Annotated in this window: 22 protein-coding genes, 1 pseudogene and 2 riboswitches; of the genes and pseudogenes, 21 read left to right on the forward strand and 2 right to left on the reverse strand. The window is 46.3% G+C overall.

What is annotated here, in order from left to right; translation table 11 throughout:
- Positions 1–135 precede the first annotated feature (135 nt).
- Positions 136–237: riboswitch (purine riboswitch) on the forward strand.
- A gap of 135 nt (positions 238–372) precedes the next feature.
- From pbuG to purD, 17 genes are all read left to right on the forward strand, one after another.
- On the forward strand, positions 373–1,695 hold the full coding sequence (gene pbuG, locus AU387_RS13975; RefSeq protein WP_024120435.1) for a hypoxanthine/guanine permease PbuG: 1,323 nt from the start codon (positions 373–375) through the stop codon (positions 1,693–1,695).
- Positions 1,696–1,910: 215 nt separating this feature from the next.
- Positions 1,911–2,708 carry a hypothetical protein gene (locus AU387_RS13980; RefSeq protein ID WP_024120436.1) on the forward strand — a complete coding sequence of 266 codons (798 nt, stop codon included), beginning with the start codon at positions 1,911–1,913 and terminating at the stop codon, positions 2,706–2,708.
- Between the two features lie 129 nt (positions 2,709–2,837).
- Complete coding sequence (locus AU387_RS20690) at positions 2,838–3,005, forward strand: Fur-regulated basic protein FbpA (protein ID WP_010333239.1); 168 nt, start codon at positions 2,838–2,840, stop codon at positions 3,003–3,005.
- A gap of 214 nt (positions 3,006–3,219) precedes the next feature.
- Positions 3,220–3,774 (forward strand): DUF2179 domain-containing protein, encoded by a 555-nt coding sequence (locus AU387_RS13985; protein ID WP_024120437.1) that lies wholly within the window; start codon positions 3,220–3,222, stop codon positions 3,772–3,774.
- Positions 3,774–3,971, forward strand: coding sequence for an NETI motif-containing protein (locus AU387_RS13990; RefSeq protein ID WP_044152785.1), 198 nt, complete (start codon positions 3,774–3,776; stop codon positions 3,969–3,971). The genes AU387_RS13985 and AU387_RS13990 overlap by 1 nt, the downstream gene beginning before the upstream one ends.
- A 79-nt stretch (positions 3,972–4,050) precedes the next feature.
- A riboswitch (purine riboswitch) is annotated at positions 4,051–4,152 on the forward strand.
- 140 nt (positions 4,153–4,292) lie between these two features.
- Positions 4,293–4,781 (forward strand): 5-(carboxyamino)imidazole ribonucleotide mutase, encoded by a 489-nt coding sequence (gene purE, locus AU387_RS13995; RefSeq protein WP_024120439.1) that lies wholly within the window; start codon positions 4,293–4,295, stop codon positions 4,779–4,781.
- Positions 4,774–5,916 carry a 5-(carboxyamino)imidazole ribonucleotide synthase gene (purK, locus tag AU387_RS14000; RefSeq protein WP_059335941.1) on the forward strand — a complete coding sequence of 381 codons (1,143 nt, stop codon included), beginning with the start codon at positions 4,774–4,776 and terminating at the stop codon, positions 5,914–5,916. Before purE ends, purK begins: the two co-directional genes overlap by 8 nt.
- Entirely contained in the window at positions 5,913–7,208 is a 1,296-nt protein-coding gene (gene purB, locus AU387_RS14005) for an adenylosuccinate lyase (RefSeq protein ID WP_044152783.1), read from the forward strand. Before purK ends, purB begins: the two co-directional genes overlap by 4 nt.
- Positions 7,209–7,282: 74 nt before the next feature.
- A complete protein-coding gene (gene purC / locus AU387_RS14010; protein WP_059335942.1) occupies positions 7,283–8,008 on the forward strand; it encodes a phosphoribosylaminoimidazolesuccinocarboxamide synthase in 726 nt (241 codons plus the stop codon).
- Positions 8,001–8,255 carry a phosphoribosylformylglycinamidine synthase subunit PurS gene (gene purS / locus AU387_RS14015; RefSeq protein WP_010333246.1) on the forward strand — a complete coding sequence of 85 codons (255 nt, stop codon included), beginning with the start codon at positions 8,001–8,003 and terminating at the stop codon, positions 8,253–8,255. The genes purC and purS overlap by 8 nt, the downstream gene beginning before the upstream one ends.
- Positions 8,252–8,935 carry a phosphoribosylformylglycinamidine synthase subunit PurQ gene (gene purQ, locus AU387_RS14020; protein WP_044152779.1) on the forward strand — a complete coding sequence of 228 codons (684 nt, stop codon included), beginning with the start codon at positions 8,252–8,254 and terminating at the stop codon, positions 8,933–8,935. The genes purS and purQ overlap by 4 nt, the downstream gene beginning before the upstream one ends.
- Positions 8,919–11,147, forward strand: a complete 2,229-nt coding sequence (purL, locus tag AU387_RS14025) for a phosphoribosylformylglycinamidine synthase subunit PurL (protein ID WP_059335943.1) — start codon at positions 8,919–8,921, stop codon at positions 11,145–11,147. Before purQ ends, purL begins: the two co-directional genes overlap by 17 nt.
- Positions 11,123–12,553, forward strand: coding sequence for an amidophosphoribosyltransferase (gene purF, locus AU387_RS14030; RefSeq protein WP_024120445.1), 1,431 nt, complete (start codon positions 11,123–11,125; stop codon positions 12,551–12,553). The genes purL and purF overlap by 25 nt, the downstream gene beginning before the upstream one ends.
- 100 nt (positions 12,554–12,653) lie before the next feature.
- Positions 12,654–13,694, forward strand: a complete 1,041-nt coding sequence (gene purM / locus AU387_RS14035) for a phosphoribosylformylglycinamidine cyclo-ligase (protein ID WP_059335944.1) — start codon at positions 12,654–12,656, stop codon at positions 13,692–13,694.
- Positions 13,691–14,278, forward strand: coding sequence for a phosphoribosylglycinamide formyltransferase (purN, locus tag AU387_RS14040; RefSeq protein WP_059335945.1), 588 nt, complete (start codon positions 13,691–13,693; stop codon positions 14,276–14,278). Before purM ends, purN begins: the two co-directional genes overlap by 4 nt.
- A complete protein-coding gene (purH, locus tag AU387_RS14045) occupies positions 14,275–15,813 on the forward strand; it encodes a bifunctional phosphoribosylaminoimidazolecarboxamide formyltransferase/IMP cyclohydrolase (RefSeq protein ID WP_059335946.1) in 1,539 nt (512 codons plus the stop codon). The genes purN and purH overlap by 4 nt, the downstream gene beginning before the upstream one ends.
- 15 nt (positions 15,814–15,828) lie before the next feature.
- Complete coding sequence (gene purD / locus AU387_RS14050; RefSeq protein ID WP_059335947.1) at positions 15,829–17,097, forward strand: phosphoribosylamine--glycine ligase; 1,269 nt, start codon at positions 15,829–15,831, stop codon at positions 17,095–17,097.
- A 39-nt stretch (positions 17,098–17,136) separates the two neighbouring features.
- Here the strand turns inward: purD and AU387_RS14055 are convergent, their stop codons facing one another.
- Positions 17,137–17,559 carry an Lrp/AsnC family transcriptional regulator gene (locus AU387_RS14055; protein ID WP_059335948.1) on the reverse strand — a complete coding sequence of 141 codons (423 nt, stop codon included), beginning with the start codon at positions 17,557–17,559 and terminating at the stop codon, positions 17,137–17,139.
- A 144-nt stretch (positions 17,560–17,703) separates the two neighbouring features.
- On the opposite strand from AU387_RS14055, the gene AU387_RS14060 reads away from it, so the two are divergent.
- The gene (locus tag AU387_RS14060) at positions 17,704–18,978 is read left to right on the forward strand and encodes an APC family permease (RefSeq protein ID WP_059335949.1); all 1,275 of its coding nucleotides are present in this window, start codon (positions 17,704–17,706) and stop codon (positions 18,976–18,978) included.
- A gap of 14 nt (positions 18,979–18,992) precedes the next feature.
- Here the strand turns inward: AU387_RS14060 and AU387_RS14065 are convergent, their stop codons facing one another.
- Positions 18,993–19,226, reverse strand: coding sequence for a YgaP family membrane protein (locus tag AU387_RS14065; RefSeq protein WP_024120452.1), 234 nt, complete (start codon positions 19,224–19,226; stop codon positions 18,993–18,995).
- A gap of 127 nt (positions 19,227–19,353) precedes the next feature.
- Between AU387_RS14065 and AU387_RS14070 the strand changes: the two are divergent.
- The 3 genes and pseudogenes from AU387_RS14070 (at position 19,354) to AU387_RS14080 (ending at position 22,434) form a co-directional block, all read left to right on the forward strand.
- Positions 19,354–21,095: pseudogene (locus AU387_RS14070) on the forward strand (adenine deaminase).
- A gap of 26 nt (positions 21,096–21,121) precedes the next feature.
- Positions 21,122–22,117 carry a DUF3048 domain-containing protein gene (locus tag AU387_RS14075; RefSeq protein ID WP_059335950.1) on the forward strand — a complete coding sequence of 332 codons (996 nt, stop codon included), beginning with the start codon at positions 21,122–21,124 and terminating at the stop codon, positions 22,115–22,117.
- A 2-nt stretch (positions 22,118–22,119) separates the two neighbouring features.
- Positions 22,120–22,434 carry a YerC/YecD family TrpR-related protein gene (locus tag AU387_RS14080; protein WP_014479070.1) on the forward strand — a complete coding sequence of 105 codons (315 nt, stop codon included), beginning with the start codon at positions 22,120–22,122 and terminating at the stop codon, positions 22,432–22,434.
- The last annotated feature ends 13 nt before the right edge of the window (positions 22,435–22,447 follow it).

Consider the following 22,447-nt stretch of genomic DNA (forward strand, 5'->3'; position numbering starts at 1 on the left):
AGAGAAAACCATTTTCTTTGGCAATTATGCCGAGAAGATGGTTTTTTTTGTTTATTACGAACAAAATCGATTTTTAATTGACTAATGTTCGTTATTTATATTGTCATTTCAAATTGAACTTGGTACAATAGACTCAGAAATCAAATAAGATGAATTCGTATAATCGCGGGGATATGGCCCGCAAGTTTCTACCAAGCTACCGTAAATGGCTTGACTACGTAAACATTTCTTTCGTTTGATATAAATAAAACACGTTTATTTATTCAAACTGAAATCCGTCTGTAGTCAAGCGTCCCAAAATATATTGGGGCGTTTTTTATTTGGCGATTTCAGGGCAGGATAAATAGCAAAGAGTGAAGGGAGTCAAATAGCTTGAAAAAGTTTTTTCAGTTTGATGAGCTGGGCACCAGCTATCGCAACGAGATCATCGGCGGATTAACGACCTTTTTATCCATGGCGTATATCCTGTTCGTCAATCCGATTACGCTTGCTTTGGAAAGTGTGAAAGATTTTCCGGAAGCATTGAGAATAGATCAAGGCGCGGTCTTTACGGCGACAGCTTTGGCGTCTGCAGCAGGCTGTATCTTAATGGGATTGATTGCAAGATATCCGATTGCCATTGCGCCCGGTATGGGGCTGAACGCGTTTTTTGCGTTTTCTGTTGTTCTCGGTATGGGGATTTCCTGGCAGGCCGCTTTGTCTGGTGTTTTCATTTCAGGACTGATCTTTGTTGCTCTTTCTTTAACAGGTTTTCGTGAAAAAATCATTAACGCCATTCCGCCTGAGCTGAAATTGGCAGTCGGAGCGGGGATTGGCCTATTTATTACATTTGTCGGCTTGCAGGGCTCAGGAATTATTGCATCGAATCCTTCAACCCTTGTCACAATCGGAAACATTCACAGCGGTCCTGTGCTGTTAACGATTTTCGGTGTCATCGTAACGGTTATTTTGATGGTGCTTCGCGTGAACGCTGGCGTGTTTATCGGGATGCTGTTAACGGCGATTGCCGGGATGATTTTCGGTTTGGTTCCGGTTCCGTCTCAAATCGTCGGAAGTGTGCCGAGCCTTGAATCGACCTTTGGACAAGCTTGGATTCACTTGCCGGATATTTTCTCTGTGCAAATGCTGATCGTCATTTTAACATTCTTGTTTGTCGGATTTTTTGATACGGCTGGTACACTGGTTGCTGTGGCAACACAGGCTGGTTTAATGAAGGAAAACAAATTGCCGCGTGCGGGCCGTGCGCTTTTAGCTGACTCAACTTCCATCGTTATCGGCTCCGTGCTTGGGACGTCTACGACAACGTCTTATGTGGAATCAAGCTCGGGTGTTGCTGCGGGCGCTCGTTCCGGATTTGCGGCAATTGTAACAGGGTTTCTCTTTTTACTCGCTATGTTTTTCTCGCCGCTTCTATCAGTCGTTACGTCAAATGTAACAGCTCCGGCACTAATCATTGTCGGTGCACTAATGGTAGCGCCGCTTGGCAAAATCGCTTGGGATAAGTTTGAAGTGGCGGTTCCCGCTTTCCTTACAATGATCATGATGCCGCTAACGTACAGCATTGCGACTGGGATTGCGATCGGATTTATTTTCTACCCGATTACAATGGTGTGCAAAGGTAAAGCCAAAGAGGTTCATCCGATCATGTACGGACTGTTTGTTGTATTTATTCTTTACTTTATTTTCTTGAAATAATGAATGAAAACCAGCTGCGATGTTGCGGCTGGTTTTTTATTTTGTTGCGAAAGGCAAAACCATTTCATATCATATACCGTCATGTAGATGTGCCGCCATTGTTTACTTAAATGGAAATGACTTGACTGTTCAGGAAGGCTTCGGTACCTTATATAAGTGTTTTATTTTCTTACTGAATGGTATTCCGCCGTATATTTTTGATAGGAGTTGCTAACATGACGGAAGAAAGAAAAGAAACGTTTGAAGAAGAAGTTAACCAGAATGAAGGAATAGATGAAGAGCCGCTTTCGCGGATGTCCAGAAAAGCCAGCCGCCAAAGCAAGCAAAAGCAGAAACAAAAGCAGAAACAACATAAGGAACGCGTAGAATCGTCTGTGAAAGAAAAGCTATCCTCTGTTTGGGCAGCCATTAACAGATATTGCGGCTTTGCTTTTTCAATATTAAAGTCCCCGGCGAAAACTGTTGTGGCAGATGGTTTCTCTCATTATAAATATGGTCTTATTTCAATGCTCATATTTAGTATCGTTTTTTCAATCGGAAACTGGTTTCAGTTAAAGGCGAGCTGGAACAGGCCGCTTGGTTTTGGAGAGCGCCATCACGCGTTTTATGACGGATTTTTTGTTGTTCTTGTGTATATGCTCGTCTTTTTTGCTGTTATGGTCTTCTCCATATGGGCCGTGTCTCGGTATATGATGAAGCAAAAGGTATCATTCAAGGAAGCTGCGGCTGGTTTTGGCTCATTGCTTGTTCCGGTGATCGCCGTTTCAATCATTTGGATGATATTTGCGATCGTGAATGTACCGATGCTGACTGTCCTTTTTACAGTGTTAATGCTGTTTTCGATCTTCTTTATGATGGCGTTATATGTACAGCGTCTGTATCAGGCGGCAAGCGAGGCACCGATTGACTATATCTATTGTGTGTTTGCTGTTTTAGCAGTTGCGCTGCTGTTTGCGGCAGTGACTTGGCCGTTTATTTCTGAATATTTTACGGCATCGCTTATCCCGCTTTAATGTAAAAAAACCGGCTGAAAACGCCGGTTTTTTTGATGTCACAGTTTTTACAAATATATCTAAAAAACACAGTTGAATTGTAGGATTAATCCGTGTATGATGAGGAAAATGCGGTGGAGGATGATGGACATGGCCCATTTACTTCGTCAGGCGATTTATCAAAAGAAGGAATTTTTAAAAACCAAATTAATGCTCTCAGAATTTTATCGCGGAAGAGGGGAACAGCTCGCTGATTATACGCTGAGTGAACTTGAGAAAGAATATGAGTCCCTTCGGAAAATGAAAAAAGAGATGTGACAATAGATAAAGAAAAATGAGTCTGCTGAAAAGCGGGCTTTTTTGTTTGGATTTTGAAAAGGACAGAAAGAGGGTAAACTATTGCTGAGTGATGAAGAGAGTGTGTCGAAAAATTTTGCCTGCGATGACGGCCATAGCTGATTGTAAAGGGTTCAATTCTCTAGTAGAATATGAATGCTTTACGTAAGTTGAATGAGTAAGGAGGTTTTATAAAATGATGCAAACCTTATTATCAAACGGATTAGCAATGGTTCTCATTATTCTGATTATCAATGTTGTTTATGTATCATTTTTTACAATAAGAATGATTTTAACACTGAAAGGCCAGCGGTATTTAGCGGCCGGAATCAGCACCATTGAAATTCTGGTTTATGTGACAGGGCTGAGCCTTGTGCTTGATAACTTAGACCAGATTCAAAACGTGATTGCGTACGCACTCGGCTATGGTTTGGGCGTTATTGTCGGCATGAAAATCGAAGAAAAACTGGCGCTTGGCTATATTATGGTCAATGTGATTACAAAAGAGCTTGACCTCGATCTTCCAAGGCAGCTTCGTGAAAAAGGCTACGGCGTAACGAATTGGGTGGCCGGCGGGCTTGAAGGCGACCGCACGGCCCTGCAGATTTTGACGCCGAGAAGATATGAGCTGCAGCTGTATGATACGATTAAAACGCTTGATTCGAAAGCTTTTATTATTGCGTATGAACCAAAAACGATCCACGGCGGCTTCTGGGTCAAAGCGGTGAAGAAGAGGAGAATTAAAGAATAATGGCAAAGCCGAAGAAGAAAAAGTTTGAAGTGACAGAACAGCAAACGATAGAAGCAGTGCTTCAGCAAATGAAAGAAGAAGGATATATGCCTGTACGTCGAATGGAAGAGCCGATTTTCAAGGAAAAGATGGAAAATGGGTCAATTCAGATCGTTCCGTGCGGAAAAAAAATCGTATTTGAAGGGAAATTGATCTAAAACACGAACATTAGAAGAATGAATTTTTGTATCGTTCGATAATATCGTTGACATTATCCAAGTCCGTTGTTAAGATAAACATGAAATCAAAACACGACCTCATATAATCTTGGGAATATGGCCCATAAGTTTCTACCCGGCAACCGTAAATTGCCGGACTATGCAGGAAAGTGATCGATAAAACTGACATGGATATATCGCAGAAGCGAACGACTGCCGATACATGCACCATGCCCGGTTTGTATTGCTTCCTCATAAGTCAATACAAAGCCGGGTATTTTTTATTTTCTGAAAACTAAAGCATTAGAAGGTGGGAACAGAATGCAGCCGCTAGTAGGAATCATCATGGGAAGCACTTCCGATTGGGAGACAATGAAAAACGCATGCGACATACTTGAAGAACTTGAAGTGCCGTACGAAAAGAAGGTGGTTTCCGCTCACCGGACGCCTGATTTCATGTTTGAGTACGCTGAAACAGCCAGAGAAAGAGGCATCAAGGTCATTATCGCCGGTGCTGGAGGAGCGGCGCATCTGCCGGGGATGACAGCTGCTAAAACGACGCTGCCGGTCATCGGCGTTCCGGTTCAATCCAAGGCGCTGAACGGACTCGATTCACTTCTTTCCATCGTGCAAATGCCTGGAGGCGTGCCGGTTGCCACAACAGCCATCGGAAAAGCGGGCGCTGTGAACGCAGGCCTGTTAGCGGCGCAAATTTTGTCAGCTTTTGACGAGGATCTTGCCCGTAAGCTGGATGAGAGAAGAGAAAATACAAAACAAACAGTGTTAGAAAGCAGTGATCAGCTTGTCTAATCAAATCATCTATCCGGGAGCCGTCATCGGCATGATCGGCGGCGGACAGCTTGGAAAAATGATGGCTGTCTCCGCAAAACAAATGGGGTATAAAGTCGCGGTCGTCGATCCGGTAAAAGACTCGCCGTGCGGGCAGGTCGCGGATATTGAAATCACCGCTTCATACAACGACCGCGAAGCGATTCGGAAATTGGCTGAAATCAGCGATATTATCACGTATGAGTTTGAAAACATCGATTATGATGCGCTGCATTGGCTGAAAGGCCATGCGTATCTCCCGCAAGGAAGTGAGCTGCTGCTCATTACCCAAAACCGTGAAACTGAGAAAAAAGCGATTCAATCCGCGGGCTGTGAAGTTGCACCTTACCGCATCGTCAAAACAATGGATGAGCTCAAAGAGGCGGTTCAGTCGCTGGGGCTTCCCGCAGTGCTGAAAACATGCCGCGGCGGATATGACGGCAAAGGCCAATTTGTCATCAAGGAAACGTCACAAATAGAAGAGGCTTCAGCTCTTTTAGAGCACGGAACTTGCATTCTCGAAAGCTGGGTTTCTTTTAAAATGGAACTGTCCGTGATTGTCGTCAGATCGGTAAACGGAGAGATTTCGACGTTTCCGGCCGCAGAAAACATTCACCACAATAATATTCTGTTCCAAAGCATCGTGCCTGCGCGGGTTGAAGAAAGGATTCAGGAAAAGGCTGCTGAGCTGGCCGTTAAGCTCGCAGATGAGCTGAACCTTGTCGGACCGCTTGCTGTTGAAATGTTCCTGACAGAGGGCGATGAGCTTTTGGTTAATGAACTGGCGCCAAGACCGCACAATTCAGGACATTACACGCTGGACCTTTGCGAAACGAGCCAGTTTGAACAGCATATCAGAGCGGTCTGCGGCCTTCCGCTTGGAAAAACGGAGCTGCTGAAGCCTGGTATGATGGTGAATCTTCTCGGCGATGAAGTGAAGATCCCAGAGGAAGAGCCGGAGCTTTTAAAAGAAGCAAAGCTTTATGTATACGGAAAACATGAAATCAAAAAAGGCCGCAAAATGGGGCATATTACTTTTATGAAGCAGCCTGAAGACGAATGGATTCAGGAGATCACAAATAAATGGAGAAATAGAGACGGAGGACAAGCAGAATGATCGAACGTTATTCAAGACCTGAAATGTCCGCGATTTGGACGGATGAAAACAGATTTCAAGCATGGTTAGAGGTTGAAATTCTAGCCTGTGAAGCGTGGGCGGAGCTTGGCGTTATTCCAAAAGAAGACGTAAAGCTGATGCGCGAAAACGCGTCATTTGACATCAACCGCATATTAGAAATCGAACAGGACACGCGCCATGACGTAGTTGCTTTTACGCGCGCTGTATCCGAATCATTGGGCGAAGAAAGAAAATGGGTGCATTATGGCTTAACGTCAACTGACGTCGTAGATACCGCTCTTTCTTACTTATTAAAACAGGCAAATGACATTCTGCTCAAGGACCTTGAGAGATTTGTTGACATTATAAAAGAAAAAGCGAAAGAACATAAATACACCGTCATGATGGGCCGTACACACGGCGTACACGCAGAGCCTACAACATTTGGTTTAAAACTGGCGCTTTGGCACGAAGAAATGAAACGCAATCTGGAACGCTTTAAACAAGCGAAGGAAGGCATCGAGGTTGGTAAGATTTCCGGTGCTGTCGGCACATACGCGAACATTGATCCGTTTGTAGAGCAGTATGTTTGTGAGAAACTCGGCCTGAAAGCCGCACCGATTTCAACACAAACGCTTCAGCGTGACCGCCATGCTGATTATATGGCGACACTTGCTTTGATTGCGACAAGCATTGAGAAATTCGCAGTTGAAATCCGCGGACTGCAAAAGAGTGAAACACGCGAGGTCGAGGAATTTTTTGCGAAAGGGCAAAAAGGTTCATCAGCTATGCCGCATAAACGGAATCCGATCGGTTCTGAAAACATGACAGGTATAGCGCGTGTCATCCGCGGCTACATGATGACAGCTTACGAAAATGTTCCATTATGGCATGAGCGCGATATTTCTCATTCTTCAGCGGAGCGAATTATTCTTCCGGATGCGACAATCGCGCTGAATTACATGCTGAACCGCTTCTCCAACATCGTGAAGAACTTAACGGTCTTCCCGGAAAACATGAAGCGCAACATGGACCGTACATTGGGGCTGATCTACTCTCAGCGCGTGCTATTGGCATTGATTGACACAGGCCTGACTCGTGAAGAAGCTTATGACACAGTGCAGCCGAAAGCAATGGAGGCATGGGAAAAGCAAGTACCGTTCCGTGAGCTTGTGGAAGCGGAAGAGAAAATCACTTCCCGTCTTTCTCCGGAAAAAATTGCTGACTGCTTTGATTATCATTACCATCTGAAAAATGTGGATCTGATCTTTGAACGTTTAGGTTTAGCATAGAAGAAGCGTTTAGGCGGCTTCTTCCGCGCCGCCTTAGTTTGAAAATTCCCAACATTCGGGTTAGGAGGCCTTCCGTGAATATTGTGAAGAATGAACTTTTATATGAAGGAAAAGCGAAAAAGATTTACAAAACCGACGACGAAAACACGCTGTATGTGGTGTATAAAGATTCTGCAACTGCCTTTAACGGAGAAAAAAAGGCGGAAATCAGCGGCAAAGGGCGCTTAAACAATGAGATCTCAAGCCTGATTTTCAAACACCTTCACGAAAAAGGGGTTAACAACCACTTTATCGAGCGCATTTCAGAAACAGAGCAGCTCATTAAAAAGGTAACGATTGTGCCGCTTGAAGTCGTCGTCAGAAATGTTGTGGCAGGAAGCATGTCCAAACGTCTCGGCATTCCAGAAGGCACGAAGCTTGAACAGCCGATTATCGAGTTTTACTACAAGGATGACGCGCTGGGTGATCCGCTCATCACAGAAGATCATATTTGGCTCTTAAAAGCGGCGACTCCTGAACAGGTACAAACCATTAAGTCCATTACAAAAACAGTAAACGAAGAGCTTCAAACCATTTTTGACGATTGTCATGTCAGATTAATAGATTTCAAGCTTGAATTCGGTCTAGATGCAGACGGGCAAGTGCTTTTGGCGGATGAAATTTCACCTGACACATGCCGCTTGTGGGATAAAGACACGAACGAGAAGCTGGACAAAGATTTATTCAGACGCAATCTGGGAAGCTTAACCGACGCATACGAAGAGATTTTCAAAAGACTGGGAGGCATTCATCATGTATAAAGTAAAAGTTTATGTCAGCTTAAAAGAAAGTGTACTAGATCCACAAGGGAGCGCTGTCCAGCATGCCTTGCACAGTATGTCTTACAAGGAAGTCGCAGACGTGCGCATCGGGAAATACATGGAGCTAACAATCGAAAAGTCTGACCGTGATCTTGACGTGCTAGTCAAAGAAATGTGCGAAAAACTTCTTGCGAATACAGTGATTGAAGATTACAGATACGAGGTTGAGGAGGTAGTCGCACAGTGAAATTTGCGGTGATTGTGTTACCTGGCTCTAACTGTGATATCGATATGTTTCACGCCGTAAAGGATGAACTCGGTCATGATGTGGAATACGTCTGGCACGAGGAAACAAGCCTTGACGGCTTTGACGGGGTGTTAATTCCGGGAGGTTTTTCTTACGGAGATTACTTGAGATGCGGCGCCATCGCCCGTTTTGCGAATATTATGCCAGCTGTAAAACAGGCAGCGGCTGAAGGAAAACCTGTTCTCGGCGTCTGCAACGGATTTCAGATTTTACAGGAGCTTGGCCTTCTGCCAGGTGCAATGAGACGCAACAAAGACTTGAAGTTCATTTGCCGTCCGGTTGAATTAATCGTGCAGAACGACGAAACATTATTCACCTCTTCCTATGAAAAGGGCCAAGCGATTACGGTTCCGGTTGCCCACGGTGAAGGGAACTTCTACTGTGATGATGAAACGCTTGCTTCATTAAAAGAAAACAATCAAATTGCTTTCACATACGGTTCCGATATTAACGGAAGTGTCAGCGATATTGCCGGTGTTGTTAATGAAAAAGGAAATGTATTAGGCATGATGCCTCATCCTGAGCGCGCGGTCGATGAACTGCTTGGAAGCGCCGACGGTCTTACATTGTTTCAGTCTATCGTGAAAAATTGGAGGGAAACTCATGTCACTACTGCTTGAACCAAGTAAAGAACAAATTAAAGAAGAGAAATTATATCAGCAAATGGGTGTCAGTGATGATGAGTTTGCATTGATTGAATCCATTCTTGGCAGATTGCCGAACTACACAGAAATCGGAATTTTTTCAGTCATGTGGTCAGAGCATTGCAGCTACAAGAACTCAAAGCCGATTTTGCGTAAATTCCCGACGAGCGGCGAACGCGTGCTGCAAGGTCCGGGGGAAGGTGCCGGAATCGTTGATATCGGTGACAACCAAGCGGTTGTGTTCAAAATTGAATCGCATAACCATCCATCAGCCATCGAACCGTACCAAGGCGCTGCGACTGGCGTAGGCGGCATAATCCGTGATGTCTTTTCAATGGGGGCGCGTCCTATCGCTGTATTAAACTCTCTTCGATTTGGTGAACTGACTTCACCGCGCGTGAAGTACTTGTTTGAAGAAGTAGTAGCAGGTATCGCCGGATACGGGAACTGCATCGGAATCCCGACAGTCGGCGGCGAAGTGCAATTTGACAGCAGCTATGAAGGAAATCCGCTTGTCAACGCAATGTGCGTCGGATTAATCAATCATGAAGACATCAAAAAAGGCCAGGCAAAGGGTGTCGGCAACACGGTCATGTACGTCGGCGCTAAAACAGGGCGAGACGGAATTCACGGCGCTACGTTTGCGTCTGAAGAAATGTCTGATGCTTCTGAAGAAAAGCGTTCCGCGGTTCAAGTCGGCGATCCGTTTATGGAGAAGCTTTTGCTTGAAGCATGTCTGGAAGTCATTCAATGTGACGCCCTAGTCGGCATTCAGGACATGGGAGCTGCCGGTCTGACCAGCTCAAGCGCGGAAATGGCAAGTAAAGCGGGTTCAGGCATTGAAATGAATCTTGACTTGATTCCGCAGCGTGAAACAGGCATGACTGCTTATGAAATGATGCTTTCTGAATCACAGGAACGGATGCTGCTTGTTATCGAGCGCGGACGTGAGCAGGAAATCATCGATATTTTTGACAAGTATGATCTTGAAGCGGTTTCTGTCGGACGTGTAACAGATGATAAACTGCTGCGCCTGACACATAAAGGTGAGGTTGTATGCGAGCTCCCTGTTGATGCCTTGGCAGAAGAGGCGCCGGTCTACCACAAGCCTTCTCAAGAGCCTGCTTACTACCGTGAATTTTTAGAGACGGATGTACCGGCTCCTCAAATTGACGATGCGAATGAAACACTGAAGGCGCTCCTGCAGCAGCCGACGATCGCAAGCAAAGAGTGGGTTTACGACCAGTATGACTACATGGTGCGGACGAATACAGTTGTCGCTCCTGGGTCTGATGCGGGTGTTCTCAGAATCCGCGGAACGAAAAAGGCGCTGGCGATGACAACTGACTGTAACGCCCGTTATCTCTACCTTGATCCAGAGGTCGGCGGAAAAATCGCTGTCGCTGAAGCGGCGCGCAACATCGTTTGCTCAGGTGCAGAACCGCTTGCGGTTACAGATAACCTGAACTTTGGAAACCCGGAAAAACCGGAAATCTTCTGGCAGATTGAAAAAGCGGCTGACGGCATCAGTGAGGCGTGCAACGTTCTCAGCACACCTGTGATCGGCGGAAACGTATCGCTTTACAACGAATCAAACGGAACGGCGATCTACCCGACACCTGTGATCGGCATGGTCGGTTTAATTGAAGATACAGCACACATCACAACGCAGTATTTCAAACAAGCGGGCGACCTCGTGTACGTCATCGGCGAAACAAAACCTGAGTTTGCCGGAAGCGAGCTGCAAAAAATGACAGAAGGCCGCATTTACGGCAAAGCGCCGCAAATCGATCTAGATGTAGAACAGGCACGCCAAAAGGCACTGCTTGAGGCGATCAAACAAGGCTTTGTTCAATCAGCGCACGATGTATCTGAAGGCGGCTTAGGCGTAGCGATTGCTGAAAGTGTCATGACGACGGAAAACCTTGGCGCTAACGTGACTGTTGAAGGGGAAGCAGCGTTATTATTCTCTGAATCTCAATCCCGCTTCGTCGTTTCTGTGAAAAAAGAACATCAAGCAGCGTTTGAAGCAGCTGTACAAGATGCGGTTCATATCGGTAAGGTAACAGCTGACGGACTTCTGAGCATTCAAAACCAAGACGGACAACAATTGATTCACGCGCAGACAAAAGAGCTTGAACGCGCGTGGAAAGGAGCTATCCCATGCTTGCTGAAATCAAAGGCTTAAATGAAGAATGCGGCGTTTTTGGGATTTGGGGGCATGAAGAAGCCCCGCAAATCACGTATTACGGCCTTCACAGCCTCCAGCACAGAGGACAGGAGGGCGCGGGTATTGTGGCGACTGACGGTGAAAAGCTGACGGCGCATAAAGGCCAAGGACTGATCACTGAAGTATTTCAAAACGGTGAGCTCAGCAAAGTAAAGGGGAAAGGCGCAATCGGACACGTTCGGTACGCAACGGCTGGCGGCGGCGGATATGAAAATGTTCAGCCGCTCCTCTTCCGCTCTCAAAACAACGGCAGCCTGGCGCTTGCCCATAACGGAAACTTGGTGAATGCCACTCAGCTGAAGCAGCAGCTTGAAAACCAAGGGAGCATCTTCCAGACCTCTTCGGATACAGAGGTTTTGGCTCACCTGATCAAAAGAAGCGGCCACTTCACGCTGAAGGATCAGATTAAAAACTCGCTTTCCATGCTGAAAGGCGCCTACGCGTTCCTGATCATGACTGAAACAGAAATGATCGTAGCGCTTGACCCGAACGGGCTTAGACCGCTGTCAATCGGCATGATGGGAGACGCTTATGTCGTCGCGTCAGAAACATGCGCATTTGATGTCGTCGGTGCGACGTACCTTCGCGAGGTGGAGCCGGGAGAAATGCTGATTATCAATGATGATGGCATGAAATCAGAGCGCTTCTCCATGAATATCAACCGTTCCATTTGCAGCATGGAGTACATTTATTTCTCAAGACCTGACAGCAATATTGACGGCATTAACGTGCACAGTGCGCGTAAAAGCCTTGGAAAAATGCTCGCTCAGGAATCAGCGGTTGAAGCTGATGTCGTGACAGGCGTTCCGGATTCCAGTATTTCAGCGGCTATCGGCTACGCGGAAGCAACAGGCATCCCGTACGAGCTTGGATTAATCAAAAACCGTTATGTGGGCAGAACGTTTATTCAGCCGTCTCAGGCTCTTCGTGAGCAGGGCGTCAGAATGAAGCTTTCTGCGGTGCGCGGTGTTGTTGAAGGGAAACGCGTCGTTATGGTGGATGACTCCATCGTGCGCGGAACAACAAGCCGCCGGATCGTAACAATGCTCAGAGAAGCGGGTGCGACAGAGGTGCATGTGAAAATCAGTTCGCCGCCGATCGCTCATCCGTGCTTTTACGGCATTGATACGTCCACACATGAAGAACTGATCGCGTCCTCCCACTCGGTTGAAGAAATCCGTCAGGAAATCGGAGCCGACACTCTCTCATTTTTGAGTGTCGAAGGGCTGCTGAAAGGAATCGGCAGAAAATACGAAGACTCGAATTGCGGACAATGTCTTGCTTGCTTTACAGGGAAATATCCGACTGAAATTTATCAGGACACTGTGCTTCCTCATGTAAAAGAAGCGGTGTTAACCAAATAAAACTTGAAAATGACATAAAGGCAGCGCAGTTTGGCTGCCTTTCTCTTTCTGCCCTTGTTCGGAGAGATATTTTGAAAAGCGCCTTAAAGGAGTGAATAGGATGTCTGAAGCATATAAAAACGCAGGAGTTGACATCGAAGCCGGATATGAAGCTGTAAAACGGATGAAAAAACATGTGGAGCGCACGAAAAGGCTTGGTGTTATGGGCAGCCTTGGCGGCTTTGGCGGCATGTTTGATCTGTCGGAGCTTTCTTATCAGAAACCTGTTTTAATTTCGGGAACAGACGGTGTCGGCACAAAATTAAAGCTGGCTTTTTCCATGGATAAACATGACACGATTGGTGTAGACGCTGTTGCCATGTGTGTCAATGACGTGCTTGCGCAAGGTGCGGAGCCGCTCTTTTTTCTCGACTATTTAGCGGTCGGCAAAGCGGACCCTGTGAAAATCGAGCAGATCGTACAAGGCGTTGCGGATGGCTGTGAGCAATCAGGTTCAGCCTTGGTCGGCGGAGAAACCGCTGAAATGCCTGGATTATATACAGCTGATGAATACGATATTGCAGGTTTCTCAGTTGGTGTGGCGGAAAAGGATGAAATCGTGACCGGAGAAAACATCAAGGAAGGTCACCTTTTAATCGGCCTGAGCTCCAGCGGCCTTCACAGCAACGGGTTTTCCCTTGTGAGAAAGGTGCTTCTTGACGATGCAGAGCTTGATCTCGACAAAACGTATGCGCCGTTTGAACGCCCGCTCGGCGAAGAACTGCTTGAGCCGACAAGAATTTACGTGAAGCCTGTGCTTGCGGCTGTGAAAAGCGGACTCATTGATGGTATGGCGCACGTAACAGGCGGCGGATTTATCGAAAATCTTCCGCGTATGCTTCCTGAAGGCTTAAGTGCGGAAATCGATCACGGCTCTTGGCCGATCCCGCCAATCTTCTCTTTCTTGCAGGAACACGGCAAGCTGAAAGAAGAAGACATGTTTAACGTCTTTAATATGGGCATCGGATTTGTTCTTGCAGTAAAAGAAGAACATCTCACTGAAGTCATCGGAAAGCTTGAAAGCCAAGGCGAAAAAGCCTATTTGATCGGGCGAGTGAAACATGGTGAAGGCGTTACATTCGGCGGTGCTGCACTTTCATGAAAAAGTTTGCGGTATTTGCATCCGGAAACGGCTCAAACTTTGAAGCCATCGTCACGCGTTTGAAAGAGGAGAACTGGGATGCAGCCGTTTCGCTCCTCGTTTGCGATAAGCCGCAGGCGAAAGTCATCGAGCGGGCGGAAAGATTCCAGATTCCATCCTTTGCATTTGAGCCGAAGTCTTATGAAAACAAGGCTGCATTTGAACGGGCCATAATTGAACAGCTTCATCTTCATGAAGCAGAATTGATCGTTTTGGCCGGCTATATGAGACTGATCGGTGATACGCTGCTTCAGGCATACGGAGGAAAAATCATCAACATCCATCCTTCCCTTCTTCCTGCTTTCCCTGGAATAGACGCAGTGGGACAGGCATACCGGGCGGGTGTGAAGGTTGCCGGGATTACGGTTCATTATGTTGATGAAGGAATGGATACAGGGCCGATCATCGCTCAAAAGGCAATCGAAATTGACGAACACGATACATTGGAAACAATCGAACAGCGGATTCACAAGCTTGAGCATAAATGGTATCCGAGTGTGATTAAAGAGCTATTAGGATTAAATAACAGAGGTGAAAAGGCATGACCATTAAACGCGCACTAATCAGTGTTTCAGATAAAACAAATCTTGTTCCATTCGTAAAAGAACTGACAGAGCTTGGCGTTGAAGTTATTTCAACCGGCGGCACAAAAAAGCTTCTTCAAGAAAACGGTGTTGATGTCATCGGAATTTCTGAAGTGACAGGTTTTCCGGAAATTATGGACGGGCGCTTAAAAACGCTTCATCCGAATATTCACGGCGGTCTTCTTGCAGTTCGCGGCAACGAAGAGCATATGGCGCAGATCAATGAACACGGAATTGCGCCAATTGACCTTGTTGTCGTCAACCTCTATCCATTTAAAGAAACGATTTCTAAAGAGAATGTGACGTACGAAGAGGCTATTGAAAACATTGATATCGGCGGACCTGGCATGCTGCGTGCGGCATCGAAAAACCATCAGGACGTGACGGTTATCGTTGACCCAGCGGATTACAGCCCTGTTCTGAATCAAATCAAAGAAGAGGGCGATGTTTCGCTTCAGAAAAAACGCGAGCTGGCGGCAAAAGTATTCCGTCACACTGCGGCATATGACGCGCTGATCGCTGACTATCTGACAAATGTTGTCGGTGAAAAAGAACCAGAGCAATTCACCGTTACGTTTGAGAAAAAACAATCGCTTCGCTATGGGGAAAATCCTCATCAAGAAGCAACATTCTACCAAAGCGCGCTTCCTGTCAAAGGATCTATTGCGCAAGCAGAACAGCTGCACGGCAAAGAGCTTTCTTACAACAACATTAAAGATGCGGACGCAGCTGTTCAAATTGTTCGTGAATTCACTGAGCCTGCTGCGGTTGCTGTGAAGCATATGAATCCGTGCGGCGTGGGAACTGGCGAAACGATCGCAGAAGCGTTTGACAGAGCGTTCGAAGCAGATAAAACATCGATCTTCGGCGGCATTATCGCGTTGAACCGTGAAGTGGACAAGGCAACAGCCGAAGCACTTCATCATATTTTCTTAGAAATCATCATTGCGCCTTCATTCAGCGAAGAAGCGCTTGATGTTCTGACAGCGAAGAAAAATCTCCGTCTGCTGACACTTGATGTGACAGCTGCCGTTCAAAAAGAAAAACAACTGACATCCGTTCAAGGCGGGCTGCTGATTCAAGATTTAGATATGCACGGCTTTGATGATGCAGAGATCAGCATCCCGACAAAAAGAGAGCCGAACGAGCAAGAGTGGGAAGACTTGAAGCTTGCTTGGAAAGTCGTGAAGCATGTGAAATCAAATGCGATCGTTCTCGCAAAAGATAACATGACAGTAGGTGTAGGAGCCGGACAAATGAACCGCGTCGGATCAGCGAAAATCGCAATCGAGCAGGCAGGGGAAAAAGCGAAAGGCAGCGCACTCGGATCAGATGCATATTTCCCAATGCCGGATACAGTCGAGGAAGCGGCAAAAGCGGGCGTTACAGCTATCATCCAGCCAGGCGGATCTATCCGTGACGGGGATTCCATTAAAAAAGCGGACGAGTACGGCATTGCTATGGTATTCACCGGCATCAGACACTTCAAACATTAAGGGGATGAAAACGACGTGAATGTATTAATTATCGGTAAAGGCGGAAGAGAGCATACGCTGGCATGGAAGGTGGCGCAAAGCAGCCTTGTTGATACGGTATTTGCCGCTCCGGGAAATGACGGCATGGCATCTTCTGCACAGCTTGTAAACATTGAGGAAAGCGACCACGCCGGGCTTGTCTCATTTGCAAAAGAAAATCAGGTCGGGCTGACCATTGTCGGGCCTGAGGTTCCTTTAATTGAAGGCCTTGTTGACCAGTTCGAAAAAGCCGGTCTTCGTGTGTTCGGTCCGTCAAAAGCCGCTGCGATCATCGAAGGAAGCAAGCAGTTTGCAAAGGATTTAATGAGGAAATACGACATTCCGACCGCAGAATACGACACGTTTACATCCTTTGAAAAAGCCAAGGCTTATGTGCAGGAAAAAGGCGCTCCGATTGTCATTAAAGCGGACGGACTGGCGGCTGGAAAAGGCGTAACCGTTGCGATGACGGAAGAAGAAGCCATCGCGTGTCTGCATGACTTTCTTGAAGATGAAAAATTCGGTGATGCGAGCGCATCTGTCGTGATCGAAGAATTTCTTTCCGGCGAAGAGTTTTCCCTCATGGCATTTGTCAAAGGAGAAAAGGTATATCCGATGGTCATTGCCCAGGATCATAAACGCGCGTTTGATGGAGACAAAGGGCCGAATACAGGAGGAATGGGCGCTTACTCTCCTGTTCCGCAAATTTCGGAAGACACCGTGCGTCATGCTGTAGAAACGATCGTCAAGCCAGCCGCAAAAGCAATGGTTCAAGAGGGGCGTTCCTTCACAGGCGTTTTGTACGCGGGGCTGATGCTCACTGCGAATGGATCGAAGGTCATTGAATTTAATGCCCGCTTCGGCGACCCGGAAACGCAGGTTGTGCTGCCTCGTATGGATTCTGATCTGGTACAAGTGCTTCTAGATCTTTTAGATGATAAGGAAGTTGACTTGAGATGGAAGGATACGGCGGCAGTCAGTGTCGTGCTTGCTTCAGAAGGCTATCCTGAAAGCTATGCAAAAGGCACGCCGATTGGCAGCCTGACAGCAAATGCTGATCAAGTTGTCGTCTTCCATGCCGGAACGAAAACAGAAGGTGAAGAGTTCGTCACAAACGGCGGCCGTGTCGCCAATGTGACCGCTTTTGATGAAACGTTTGAAGCGGCACGAGACAGAGTGTACAAAGCCGTTGATGAGATCATCAAACCCGGCCTGTTTTTCCGAAAAGATATCGGAGCACGAGCTCTGAAGGCTGCCCAAAAATAAAGTGAAGAAAAACCCGCAGATTGTGCTGCGGGTTTTTTGTTATGCAAAAGCATGCCGGAAAGCGGAAGAAGAAAGCACAACAAGCGTGGTCGGTTTTCCGTGGGCCATCGAAGCGTCTATAAAATCTTCTAGACTATGCACAGATTCCGTCACCACTTTTGTCACATAGCTGTACATACCTGTAATCCGGTGGTTCTCTGCCACATCGGGGTGAGCTGCGGCAAAGGCGGCGTAGTGCTTGCAGCTTTTCGGCTCCATCAGGATAAAAGCAGTGACATGTTTGTTTAGCTTTTCATAACAGATATCAGCGCTGTACCTGGTAATGACCCCTTTGTCCTCAAGCTTTCTGACACGTTCCGCCGCACTCGGAGAGCTGAGTCCGACAAGCTTTCCTAATTCAACCATCGTTAATCTGGCATTTTGCTGCAAATGCGAAAGAATCTGAAGGTCTGTATCGTCCATTGGTATTGCTCCTTTATATGTTTAAGTGAATTGATGAGAATTCCTTTTATTATGAGGAAATGTTGTTGATTTAGCTTAATTGTAGCATATGGGTGCCGTTTGTTTTTTTCTATAATAAAGCCATTAACATGAAAGGAGGCAATCATTTTGCCGGAATTACAGCGTTCGATTACTTGGGTTCAAGGAGCGGCATTAACGATCGGGGCCGTATTAGGCTGCGGGATCTTAATCCTTCCGTCTGTCACGGCTGATGCTGCCGGCCCCGCTTCTGTATTGGTTTGGGGATTTATGTCTTTCTTATCATTTCTGCTCGTCGGCACACTGGCGCGCCTTGTCAGAATGGCGCCAAGCGCAGGAGGGATTACGGCTTATGTTCAGCTTGCTTTTCGGCCAAAAGCCGGAGCCATGTTGGGCTGGATCATGCTGGGATCGGTTCCGATCGGTGTGCCGGTGATCGCTTTGACTGGCGCACATTATGTCAGCTACGTCACACAGGCTTCGGATTGGCAGATTGCTTTCATTGCAGCATGTATGCTGGCGATCTCCATTTGGCTTCATATCAGGGGCATTCAATTATCAGCAAACATCAGCATACTCGTCATCTGTGTCATTCTGCTGCTGCTTGTCATATCTGTTGCTGTTTCACTGCCCCACGTTAAAGCAGCTGAATTTAAGCCTTTTCTGCCTCATGGCTGGTTTGCCGCGGGTTCTGTTTCTGTCATCATCTTTTTTTCTTTTGTAGGCTGGGAAATGATTACCCCATTAGCTGAAGAGTTTACACATCCGGAAAAGGATGTTCCAATCAGTTTATTCTTAGCGGCTGCTTGTGTGGCGGTGCTTTATATCATGCTATCGTTTGTCACTGTGGGCACTCATGCATACGGAGAAAAAGGAGAAATCGCATCTCTGACGATGCTCATATCAAAAGGTACAGGGGATATTGGGGTATATGTAACGACTTGTTTAGCTCTTTTTATTACATTCGCCACCATTCATGCCAACATTGCAGGGTTTTCAAGAATGGTTTATGCGTTGGCAAGAGAAGGTCATATTCCCGGGTATTTCGGGAAGCTCAGTCATACAAAACATACACCTGTCCGTGTATTAACAGCGCTGGCTTTCGTGTTTGGTTTCGTTCTTATGGCAAACGGCATATTTCAAATTGATCTGACAACGCTCCTTAAAGGACCAAGCTCAGCATTCATCGCATCTTACATATGCACAATGGCGGCAGCGCTGAAGCTGCTGAACTGGAAGGATTCAGGCTGGTGGATGGCTTTGGGGGCGCTTCTTCTTTGTACAGTGATCTACTTATTTAGCGGCTGGGCTCTCTTGTATCCGGCTGCGTTTGCGGCTGTTGGTTTTTTCTATATGAAGACAAAGAGATATACTGAGAAAAAGCTTGATCACGTTTCATGATCAAGCTTTTTTGCTTACGATTCTTGATGATCCTGTCCATGGTTTTCACCAGTGCTGTTTTGAAACATATAGGTCACAGGGCAGAAACGCAGTATGCCTGAACCTGCCTTCATGGCGCCGATAAAAATGCAGAACAGATGCATTCTGCACCAAGGTTTTTTCGTATACTTGGCGCTGGCGGCTGACATAATTGTCAGTCCGCAGGCGATACGGAAGACGGCATTGATGAGACTGATGTTTGGTTTCATGAAATCTGCTCCTTTTACTTAAAAAAGTTTTTTAATTGAACCTTCAAAAATTTGTAACGTTTTTATCGTGCGTGATGGAGAAGGATGTGATAACATGAGTCTAATACATGTAAAGGAGAGTATGTGAATGTCCGAACGCACCTTTAACTGGAAAAACAAAGACATCAGGGCACAGGTTGATGTTGTAGACGCTAAGCTGCTTCCAACGCTCCTTTTACGGAATGCTCTCGTCTTAAATCCATATGTAAAACAATGGCTGAAAAAAACATTTGGATTTATCAGGACCGTATTGTTTATGTTGGTCATGAACTTCCGGATAGAACCGAAGAAATTCATACGATTGATTGTGAAGGAAAATACATTGTGCCTGGCTATATTGAACCGCACGCACATCCTTTTCAAATATATAATCCCCAAACGCTGGCGGAATATGTGTCTCAGTACGGTACAACGACATTCGTAAATGATAACTTATTTTTGCTTTTGCAAAGCGGAAAAAAGAAAGCGCTTACTATTTTGAACGAACTCAAAAAGCTTCCGGTTCAGTATTTTTGGTGGTCACGGTATGACCTGCAGACCGAGGTGCTGAACGAGGATCACGTTCTTCCATTTGACGTCAGAAAGCAGTGGATTGAACATCCTGATGTCATTCAAGGCGGAGAAATGACCGGCTGGCCGCGTCTTGTAGATGGCGATGATTTAATGCTTCACTGCATGCAGGCCACAAAAAAACAGCGGAAACGCATAGAAGGGCATTTTCCCGGCGCTTCAGATAAAACGCTTACAAAAATGAAGCTGTTCGGAGCGGATTGTGATCATGAAGCCATGACAGGTGATGAAGTGATGAGAAGGCTGGAACTGGGCTATTATGTATCACTTCGAAATTCGTCCATTCGCCCTGATTTAAGAAACATATTGCAGGAGCTTCATGAAAAGGGCTTCCGCTACTACGACCACTTTTTTTACACAACAGACGGCGCTACGCCTAATTTCTATAAAGGCGGCATGACAAACGAGCTCATCCGGATTGCGCTGGAAGAAGGGGTTCCGGCAATCGATGCGTACAATATGGCATCCTTTAACATCGCAAAGTATTACCAAATGGATGATTATTTAGGCGTTGTCGGGCCGGGAAGACTTGCATCACTGAATATCCTTGAGGACCCGTTGCAGCCGAATCCGGTAACCGTTCTGTCAAAAGGCAAAATTCTGCGTGAAGACGGCCGTGATATGAATGCGTTTCCACATACGAACTGGAACAAAGGCGGTCTTGTCCCGCTTGAGCTTTCATATGATATGACAATGGATGATTTGCAGTTTTCCATGCCGATGGGCGTAAAAATGCGGAATGCGGTGATTATGGAGCCGTATATGATTGAAATCGACAACTCGGTCGAACAGCTTTCATTTGACCATGATGAAAGTTATTTAACGATGCTTGACAGACATGGGAAATGGCGCGTTAATACGATGATAAAAGGATTTGCGTCAAGTGTGCAGGGATTTGTGAGCTCCTTTACGACGACGGGGGATATTGTCGCGATTGGAAAAAGCAAAGCGGATATGCTGCTTGCTTTTTCCCGCATGAAAGAAATTGGCGGGGGAATTGTGCTTGCGGAAAACGGAAAAATCCTTCACGAAATTCCGCTTTCACTGTGCGGATGCGCTTCTTCGGAATCGTATGACATCGTGCTGGAAAAGGAACAGAAGCTGAGAGATCTTTTGACTGAAAGAGGCTATGAGTATTGTGATCCGGTTTATACGCTGCTCTTTTTGCAAAGCACGCACCTCCCGTATATACGCATTACGCCAAGGGGAATCTTCGACGTGATGAAAAAAACTGTACTCTTTCCATCGATAATGCGTTAAAATATAAAAGAGCGGGGAGCCGACATATGAAAAAATGGATGACAGTTTGCGTACTGTGTTTCGCGTTTTTCCTGCTAGTATCCTGCCAGCAGAAGGACGCTGTCCCTGATCACACAAAGAAGCTGAAAGCTCCTTTGACGGGACTGGAGACTGAGCAGAAGGTGACTGAACGCAGGCCTGTTGCTGTCGTGGTGAACAATCACCCGAAGGCGAGGCCGCAATCAGGACTGTCTAAAGCCGACATTGTCATAGAAGCGCTTGCCGAAGGCCAAATTACAAGGTTTCTGGCCCTTTTTCAAAGCCAGATGCCTGAAACTGTCGGACCTGTGCGGAGTGCGCGGGAATATTTCGTCACTCTCAGCAACGGTTTTGACAGCATATTTGTCCATCACGGCTGGAGTCCCGGCGCCAAGGAGCAGCTGGAATCCGGAGCTGCCGATTATATGAACGGATTGGATTTTGACGGAAGCTTATTTTGGAGAGCTGATTTCAGCGAACCGCCCCACAATTCTTTCACGTCTTATCAGTACATAAAAAAGGCGGCGGAACAAAAGGGATATGAGCTGAAGCAGGAAACAGATCCAATGCTGTTTCAAACATCAGATGCAAAACCTGTAAATGAATCTTATAATGTTCGGGTAGATTATGGAACAAAAAACGTTACAAATCTTGTCGAATACAACTATGATAAAAAAACTGAAGCTTATACGAGAAGCTCTGATGGTGTCATGACGACAGACCGGGAAACCGGAAAGCCGGTTGCAATGCAAAATATTTTCATTGTTGAAGCCAGCCATCATATTATTGACCAAGATGGAAGGCGTGACATCGACATAGAATCAGGGGGTAAAGGTCTGCTGTTTCAGCACGGAAACGTCATTGAAGCAGACTGGAAAAATGTAAACGGAAGAATTGTGCCGGTGAAAGACGGCAAATGGCTGCCGTTTGTGCCAGGAAAGACATGGATAAATATCGTGCCTGATCTCGATGCGGCTTCCATTAGTAAAGGAGAAGGTGTGTAACGATGCAAATCGATAAATTACGCGGCAAAGAACTGGACCAGTTATTTAACTCGATCTTATCGCTGAAAGACCTGGAGGAATGTTATCGGTTCTTCGATGATCTTTGCACAATTAACGAAATTCAATCGCTGGCTCAGCGCCTTGAAGTGGCGCGTATGCTTCGCGAAGGAAACACGTATCATAAAATTGAAACTGAAACAGGCGCTTCTACAGCGACCATTTCCCGAGTGAAACGATGCTTAAATTATGGAAATGACGCATATGAAATGGCGCTTGACCGTGTGAAGGAGAATGAAACAGAGTCTTCTTCCAAATAAAAAACCGCCCTGC

The sequence above is a fragment of the Bacillus halotolerans genome (assembly GCF_001517105.1).
Classification (GTDB): Bacteria; Bacillota; Bacilli; order Bacillales; family Bacillaceae; genus Bacillus; species Bacillus halotolerans.